The following is an 8117-nucleotide window of genomic DNA, read 5'->3' as shown; positions in this document are numbered from 1 at the left end:
GCCCTGGCCGGGCGCCGCGGCACGCCCCGGCTGCTGCCGGCCCTGTCCGCGCGTGCCGCTCGCGACCGGCGTGCGGCGGCGCTGCTTCGGGACGTCCAGCTACTCGCCCCCGCGCGGCCGAGCCGCATCGAGGATGTTGCCGGGCCCGTTGGCGGCGGCCTCGACCTTGCTCTGTCGGACCATGAGGGCGGTGTTTTCCTTTGCGGCTGGCTGCGCGACCCGCTCGGGCTGGTGGCCGGGCTGGCGCTGCGCGGGCCGGGCGCATCGCATGCCGTGCCGCTGTCGGCGTTGCATCGTGTGGCGCGGCCGGACATCGCCGAGCGCTTTGCGCAGGCGCCGCTGGGCGCGGCCGGGCCGCGCGCCGGCTTCGTTGCGCATCTGCCGGGCATCGACCCGGCCGGGACAGCGCAGTGGCGGCTCGCCTTGCGCTTCGCGGGGGAAGGTGAGGCGGTGCTGACCGCGCCGCCGGGCCTGTTGCCGGCCGCCACGGCGCGCGATCTGGTGCTGCGAGCGGTTCATCCGTCCGCGGCGGCTGCCGAACTGCTCGATGCCGTCATCATGCCACCCGCCGCGGCCCTGCACCGCGCGGCACGCCGCGACGCCGCCAGCGGCGGGCCGGAGGTCGCCGACTTCGGCGCCCCGCCAGCGCAGCCGCGCGCCAGCCTGATCGTCCCGCTCTATCGCAACCTGCGCTTCCTGCGCTTCCAGCTCGCCGCCTTCGCGCGCGACGCGGAATGCCGGCGTGCCGAACTGATCTATGTGCTCGACAGCCCGGAGCAGCGTGCCGAGGTGGAGCATCTGCTCCGCGGCATGGCGGTGATGCTCGGCATCGGCGTGCGGCTCGTGGTGATGCCGCGGAACAGCGGCTACGCCTCGGCCTGCAATGCCGGCGCCGCCGTCGCCGGCGCCCCGGCATTGCTGTTCCTCAATTCCGACGTGCTGCCGGCTGCGCCGGGCTGGCTCGGGCGCATGCTGGCGCGGCTGGCGCGCGACCGCCGCCTGGTCGCCGTCGGACCGCGGCTGCTTTTTGAGGACGGTTCGATCCAACATGCCGGTCTGCTGTTCCGCCGCGGCGCGGATGGCGTCTGGCTGAACGACCACTACTGCAAGGGATACCCGCGCCGGCATCCGGCGGCACGGCAGGCGCGCCGCGTCCCGGCGGTGACCGGTGCCGCGTTGCTGGTCCACCGGACGGCCTTCGAGCAGGTGGACGGCTTCTGCACCGACTACATCCTGGGCGACTTCGAGGATTCCGATCTCTGCCTGAAGCTGCGCGAAGCAGGTGGCGAGATCGCGTACGAACCCGCGGCCGAGCTGTTCCACTTCGAGCGCCAATCCATCGCCCTGCATGACGGCCACGCCCGCACCCTGGCTGGCACGGTGAACCGCCGGCTGCACCACGGGCGCTGGGACGGAGCGATCGCCACGCTGATGGCGCGCTTCCCGGAGGCGTAGGCGGCATGCGCACCCTGTTCCTCGCCCACAATCATCCCGCGCTCCAGGCCGGTGGCACCGAAGCCTTCGCGCTCGGCCTGTTCCGGGCGCTGCGTGATGGGCATGGCACGGAAGGTCTGTTCCTTGCCGGCACGACGGGTCTGCTGCGCGAACGGCGGCCGGGGACGCTGCTGCAGGCGGTTGGCGGCGCGGCAGACGAGATGCTCGTCTCGCTCGACCATTTCGACCGGTTCTTCCTGTCGCAGGGCGACGTCTACGGGCTCTCCTCGCTGGGGCCGATGATCGAGCGGCTCGACCCGGATGTCGTGCACCTCCATCACCCCCTGCTCTGGGGCATGGAGGGCATCGACTGGCTGCGCCACCTCCTGCCCCGGGCGACGATGGTCGCGACGCTGCACGACTACTTCCTGCTGTGCCCGCGCGAAGGCCAGATGCTGACGCCCGACGGGCGGCTGTGCGAAGGGCCGTCCGGCGATGCCTGCCGGCGCTGCTTTCCTGAGCGCCTGTCGAGCGACTTCATGCTGCGCGAGCTCGGCCTGCGCGGGTCCTTCGCGGCCTTCGACGCGCTGATCTCGCCGAGCAGCTTCCTGCGCGACCGTTTCGTGCGTGCCGGCTGGCCGGCGGAACGGATGCACCTGCTGCGCAATGCCGTCCCGGCCGCCGAGCCGGCACCGCATCGCGACGCGCCGGACGGCCGGCGGGATCGCTTCGCCGTCTTCGGCAACGTGAACCGCTTCAAGGGCACCCTGGTCGCGCTCCATGCCTCGGCGCGGTTGAGCGCGGAGGGCGTCGCGCATGGACTCGCCATCCATGGCGGTACGGCCTGGCAGAACGACGCCTTCCTCGCTGAGTTCGACGCCGCGCTCGCCGCCGCTCCCGAGGTGCGCCATCAGGGGGCGTATGCGGCCGGGACCTTCGGCGCCCGCATCGCCGCCGCCGACTGGGTCGTGGTGCCGTCCATCTGGTGGGAGAACGCACCGCTCGTCATTCTCGAGGCCTTTCGTCACCGGCGGCCCGTCATCTGCGGCGACATCGGCGGCATGGCCGAGGCGGTGCGCGACGGCGTCGATGGCCTGCACGCCCCGGTCGGCGACGTGGCCGGCCTTGCCGCGGTGATGCGCCGCGCTGCCGAGACACCGGGGCTGTGGGATCGCCTCGTCGCCGGCATCGCGCCGCCGCCGGACCTCGACGCCGCTGCGGCGGCGCACCTCGCATTCTACCGCAACCTGACCACCAGCGCCGGAAGGAGACGCCGTGCTGTCCGAAACCGTGCGACCGCCTGACGCCCAAGCCTCCGCCGAGCTCAACGGGCTCGTCGACAACGCCGCGAATGACCGGCTCTACGGCTGGGTCTGGAACGCCGCCGCTCCGCAGGAGCGTGTCGCCGTGGAACTGCGGCTCGGCTCAGCCACCGTGTTCCGCACCCAGGCCGATTTCGCCCGCCCCGACCTCGCCAAGGCCGGCATCGGCGATGGCTGCCACGCTTTCGAGATCCCGCTTGAGCCGGACTGGATCCGTCGCCGCACCGAATTGTCCGTCGTGGCGCGCGCCGAGGACGGCACCGAGTTCAGCATGCCGATCCGCGTCCGCCGTCCGCCGGCGGAAGCCGCGCCGGCCGAGGGGCAGCGCACGCTGGAGGTGCTCGTCGCTTCCCATCGCCGCATCCAGGAGGAGTTGCGCGCCATCGGCGCCCGGCAGCCGGAGGTGACGTCCTTCGATGAGCTGCTGCGCACGCAGAAGGGCCTCGCGGAACAGCTCGAAACGCTGATGCTCTGGCTGGCGCGGCTGGACGAGCGGCTCGCTGTCCTGCCGCTGGCGGCGCCGCGACCGACGCGACGGCGCCGCGACCGCTGGACGATGGTTCTTGGCCTGCTGCTCGCGCTGATCGGGGCGGGGGCGCTGGTGCTGGCCGTTTGGCTGGAGGGACGCTGACGCATGGCCTCGTCGGCGATGGCAGGGCTTTCGGCGGAGATGGCGCGCACCGCGCGTGCCGCCGCTTGGCTTGGCCTGGCCGGCGCGCTGGGGCCCTTCGCGCTGGTGATGCTGACGGTGCAGTTCTACGCGCTGGTGGTGCCGACCGGGAGCCTTTCGACCGCGGCCGGCCTGTCGGCGGGCTTCGCCGTCGTGGCGGTGGCGGTGGTGGGGTTGGGGCAGATCCGTGAACGGCTGTTGCTGGCCGGCAGCGAGCGGCTGGTGCGCCGGCTGACGGCGCGTGCACTGCCGGCCGCGACCGCGCGCGCGGCGCTGCCGGCGATGGCGACGGACCAGGCATTGCGCGATATCGAGACTGTCCGTCGCGGGGTGGCCGGGCCGCTTTCCGCAGTCGCCCTCGATGCCGCGCTGGTGCCGGCGCTGCTGGCGCTGCTTGCGGTCTTCCACTGGGCCTTCGCGCTGTTCGCCGTGGTCGCGGCGGCGTTGGCGCTCTTGCTCGGCCTCGCCGCGGAACGCGCGACGCGGGCGGCGCTGGTCGATGCGAACAACGCCTCGGCGCAGGGTGCGCGGTTGGTCGCGGATGCGGCGCGCTGCGCGGAGGCCGTGGAGGCCATGGGCATGCTGCCGGCGCTCGTCTCGCGCTGGGCCGGCGCGATGGCGCGCGGCGCGACCGGCTTGCGACGCGCCCAGGGCACGGCGCGGCTTGCGCAATCGGCTACGGCGACGCTCTACGGCGTGGCGCAGGGCGGTGCGATCACCGTCGGCGTCATCGTCCTCGCCGGGGGCAGCACGATCGGCTACGGCATCCTCGCCGGCATGCTGCTGACGGCACGGGTGATGGATCCCTTTTCCCGCATCGGCGGCCAGTTCGAGGATGCGGCCGCCGCCCGCGCCGCCTGGCGCCGGCTGGACCTGCTGCTGACGGCCGACGAGACGGGCCCGGCCGCCGCCACCCGCGCCTTCCCCTGCCCGGACGGCCGGCTGCTGGTCGAACGGGTGACGCTGGTCTTTCCCGGCGCGGCGCGGCCGCTGCTGCGCGATGTGAACCTGGTGATGGGGCCGGGCGATGTGGTCGCTCTCGCAGGGCCACCGGGCACGGGCAAGTCGAGCCTGCTTCGCGTGGTGCTGGGCATCCAGCCCTGCAATGCAGGCGAGGTCTTCCTGGACGGCCACGCCACGGCCCAGTGGGACCGCGCCGACCTGGCGCGGCACATGGGCTACCTGCCGCAGGAGCCGTTGCTGCCCGAGGCAACCGTCGCGGAGTCGATCGCGCGGCTGGATACGGCACCGGACATGGCGGCCGTCATCGCCGCTGCGCGGCTCGCCGGTGCGATCGACATGATCGTCGGCCTGCCGAACGGCTTCGCGACGCGCATCGGCGGGCGCATGGCGCTGTCGATGGGCCAGCGCCAGCGCATCGCGTTGGCCCGCGCGGTCTACGGGACACCGCGCCTGGTGCTGCTGGACGAACCCGCCGCCTATCTCGATGCCGAGGGTGAGGCCGCGGTGATGGCGATGATCCTGGCGCTATCGGCGGCCGGGACAGGCGTGATCTTCACGTCCCACCGCGAGGGCCTGCTGCGGGCGGCCGCGCGCGTGATGACCCTGCATGAGGGACGGCTGGAAGATGCGGGCGAGCGGCGGCGGCTGCTCTCCGCGCCGCGCGCGCCGCGCACCTTGCCGCAACCGGCCCGACGGCTGCCGGCCCCGGTGGCCGCATGAGCGCCGCGATGTCCCCTGTCGCGACTCCGGTGCGCGCTGCGCTGCCTGTGCTGGCGCTGTGCGTGCTGATGTCGGTGGCCGTGCAGGCCAGCATGCTGACCACGCCGCTGCTGACCATGCACGTCTTCGACGGCGTGCTGGAGAGCCGCAACCTCGAGACGCTGTGGGTGCTGGCGGCCGCGATGCTGGTCATCCTGCTGCTGGGCGGGCTTCTGCGGCATCTGCGCGCGGCAATGCTCGCGGCACTGTCGGAGCGGGTGGGGCGGAAGCTGGAATTGCGCGCGCTCGCCGCTTCGGTGCGCGTGGCGCTGGGTGGGGAGCGCGCGGTCGCGGGCCGCGCCCTGCAGGATGTCGCTGAACTGCGGCGGCTGCTCGGCGGCACGGTGCCGGTCGATATCCTGGATCTCGTCTCCATCCCGATCGCCCTGGTCGTGCTGTGGATGCTGCATCCGTTGTTCTTCGTCGTGGCGCTGGTCTCCAGCATTCTGCAAGGCCTGATCGGCATCGCCGCTGATCGCGCGACGCGCGGTCCGGTGCAGGCGGCGGCGCAGCAGGAGGGCCGCGGCCGGCGGGATCTGTCGGGGCAGCTTGCGCAGCGCGAGCTTGTCCTGGGGCTCGGCCTGCTGCCGGTGATCCTCGCGCGCTTCGCGCCGATGCAATCGCACGTCATGGCAGACCGTGGCGTCGCCGAGGGGCGCGCGCGGGCGCTGAGCGGCCTGTTGCAGCTTGCCGTCTTTGCGCAGCAGCTCGCGACGGTGGCTGTCGGGGTGACGCTGCTGCTCGCCCATGCGGTGTCGCCCGGCGCGATGATCGCCGCCGCGACGATGACCAGCCTTGCCACCCAGCCCGTGGTGCATCTGGTCAGCCATTGGCGGGACTGGGGCGACGGCATCGCCGCGGCGCAGCGCCTGGCCGGCGTGGTCCGGCGCGGCCGGGCACCGGACGCCGTGCCGGCGGAAGCTGGCGGGCCGCCCGGCCTCCGGATCGAGGGACTGACGCTGCGGCCGGAAGGCAGGACGACACCACTGGTGGCCGGCATGACCATCGACCTGCCGCCGGGCACGGCATGGGTGGTGGCGGGGCCGAACGGCATCGGCAAATCGACGCTGCTGCGGGCGGTGCTCGGCCTCGCCGCGCCGGAGGAAGGCCGGGTGCTGCTGGATGGCCAGGACACGCTGCGCAGCGATCGCGCCACGCTCGGCCCACGGATTGGCTACCTGCCGCAGGAACCGCAGTTGCTGGACGGCAGCGTGCTTGAGAATGTCGGCCGCTTCGCCGCTGACGGCACCGGGGATGTGGTCACCGCGTCGCGGCTCGTTGGCGCCCATGTGGCGATCGGACGGCTGCCGCGCGGCTATGAGAGCCTTGCCGGTCCCGATGCCGGGCTGTCCGGCGGGCAGACGCGGCTCGTCGCGCTGGCGCGCGCCTTCCACGGCACGCCGCGACTGCTGGTGCTGGACGAGCCGGAAGCCGGCCTCGACAACCACGGTCGCGCGACGCTGCGCCAGGCGGTGGTCCGCGCGCGCGACGGGGGCGCCGTGGTGCTGCTGGTGTCGCACGACCCGGCCGCCTGGAGCGATGTCGCCGACGGCGCGTTGCGCCTGGCGAAAGGTGGGGCCTGGACGCAGGAGAGCATGGCATGAGCGCTGCCGCCGACGCGCTGGAACACGCCTTCGACGCCGCCATGCCGCCGCCGCGCATCGGGCGGCTGGTGGCGGCCGCGCTCCTCGTGCTCGTCCTCGGGGTCGGCGGGCTGCTGGCCTGGTCGTCCGTCACGCCGATCGAGCGCGCGGTGATCGGGCAGGGGCAGCTTGCGGCGGAAGGGCGGCGCAAGACCGTCATGCTGCTGGAGCCCGGCATCCTGCGGCGCCTGCTGGTACGCGAGGGGGAGCGCGTCGAGACGGGGCAGCCGCTGTTCCAGCTCGACACAACGCAGGCGGATGCGCTGGCGGCGCAGGCTCGCGCGATGTTCCTCGGCCAGTCGATGCGCGCAACGCGGCTGATGGCGGAGCAACAGGACAGCCGCGAGCTGGAGGTGCCACGGGATGTCAGCACGGCCGCCCGGAGCGATCCGACCATCGCGGCGATCGTCGCCGCCGAGAGCCGGCTCTTTGCCGCGCGGTGGGAAGCCTATGACGGGGCGCTGGGTGTCAGCCGCGCGCGCATCGGGCAGTTCCAGGAGCAGATGGGCGCCTATGCGGCCCAGCGCGAGGCGACGGCGCGGCGGCTCGTCGCGATCCGCGAGGAGCTGACTGGCGTCACCGAGCTCGTCGGGCGCGGCTTTGCCACCCGGACGCGGCAGTGGGAGCTGCAGCGCGCCGAGGCTGAGCTCCTCGGCAATCTCGGCCAGTACCAGGGCCAGGAGGCGCAGGCGCGCGAGGCCATGGCGCAGGCCGAGCTGGAAGTCGCGAACACCCGGCTGAACCGCCAGCAGGAGGTCGCGCGCGACCTGCAGGATGCGCAGGCCCAGCGGGCGGATGCCGAGCAGCGGTTGCGCGGCGCCGAGGACGTACTGATGCGCCGCACGTTCGTTGCTTCCGAGCCCGGCATCATCACCGACATCCGCTTCTTCACCCCGGGCAGCAGCATCGCCGCGGGTACCGCGGTGCTCGACCTCGTGCCGGTGGGTGACCGGCTCGAGGCAGAAGTGCGGGTGTCACTGACCGACATCGAAAACGTGCATGTCGGCCAGCCGGCGCGGCTGCGCCTATCCGCCTTCCGTTCGCGCGACGTGCCGCTGCTGCCGACGGAAGTCACCTATGTGTCGGCGGACCGGCAGGTGGATGAGCAGGGTCTTTCCTATTTCGTCGCCCGCCTGGCGCTGCCGGCCGAGGTTGCGACCGCGCTGCCGCAGGGGGCGAACCTCGCGCCCGGCATGCCGGTCGAAGCGTTCCTCCTCGGGGAGCGCCGCAACGCGCTGAGCTACGTGCTGCGGCCGCTGCTCGACGGGCTGCGCCGATCGCTGCGGGACTGAGCGATGCGCCACACCCATTCCCCCTTCCGCATGA

Annotated in this window: 6 protein-coding genes; all 6 read left to right on the top strand. The window is 73.2% G+C overall.

The window, feature by feature from the left end:
- Positions 1-1455, top strand: a 1455-nt coding sequence (locus GXW78_RS11200) for a glycosyltransferase (RefSeq protein ID WP_211868759.1), incomplete at its 5' end; no start/stop codon positions are given.
- A gap of 5 nt (positions 1456-1460) precedes the next feature.
- On the top strand, positions 1461-2738 hold the full coding sequence (locus tag GXW78_RS11195) for a glycosyltransferase family 4 protein (RefSeq protein WP_211868758.1): 1278 nt from the start codon (positions 1461-1463) through the stop codon (positions 2736-2738).
- On the top strand, positions 2710-3387 hold the full coding sequence (locus tag GXW78_RS11190) for a hypothetical protein (protein WP_211868757.1): 678 nt from the start codon (positions 2710-2712) through the stop codon (positions 3385-3387). Before GXW78_RS11195 ends, GXW78_RS11190 begins: the two co-directional genes overlap by 29 nt.
- A 3-nt stretch (positions 3388-3390) precedes the next feature.
- Entirely contained in the window at positions 3391-5109 is a 1719-nt protein-coding gene (locus GXW78_RS11185; protein ID WP_211868756.1) for an ATP-binding cassette domain-containing protein, read from the top strand.
- On the top strand, positions 5106-6752 hold the full coding sequence (locus GXW78_RS11180; RefSeq protein ID WP_211868755.1) for an ATP-binding cassette domain-containing protein: 1647 nt from the start codon (positions 5106-5108) through the stop codon (positions 6750-6752). Before GXW78_RS11185 ends, GXW78_RS11180 begins: the two co-directional genes overlap by 4 nt.
- A complete protein-coding gene (locus GXW78_RS11175) occupies positions 6749-8083 on the top strand; it encodes an HlyD family type I secretion periplasmic adaptor subunit (RefSeq protein WP_211868754.1) in 1335 nt (444 codons plus the stop codon). Before GXW78_RS11180 ends, GXW78_RS11175 begins: the two co-directional genes overlap by 4 nt.
- The last annotated feature ends 34 nt before the right edge of the window (positions 8084-8117 follow it).

The sequence above is a fragment of the Neoroseomonas terrae genome (assembly GCF_018129025.1).
In the GTDB taxonomy this organism is placed as follows: domain Bacteria; phylum Pseudomonadota; class Alphaproteobacteria; order Acetobacterales; family Acetobacteraceae; genus Neoroseomonas; species Neoroseomonas terrae.
The sequence above is the reverse complement of the archived record's forward strand: the minus strand, read 5'-3'. Positions and strand labels throughout refer to the sequence as shown.

Excerpts from the sequence above, each read along its gene's own strand:
- GXW78_RS11195 (WP_211868758.1), top strand. The coding sequence starts at position 1,461 with ATGCGCACCCTGTTCCTCGCCCACAATCATCCCGCGCTCCAGGCCGGT.
- GXW78_RS11185 (WP_211868756.1), top strand. The coding sequence starts at position 3,391 with ATGGCCTCGTCGGCGATGGCAGGGCTTTCGGCGGAGATGGCGCGCACC.
- GXW78_RS11180 (WP_211868755.1), top strand. The coding sequence starts at position 5,106 with ATGAGCGCCGCGATGTCCCCTGTCGCGACTCCGGTGCGCGCTGCGCTG.
- GXW78_RS11175 (WP_211868754.1), top strand. The coding sequence starts at position 6,749 with ATGAGCGCTGCCGCCGACGCGCTGGAACACGCCTTCGACGCCGCCATG.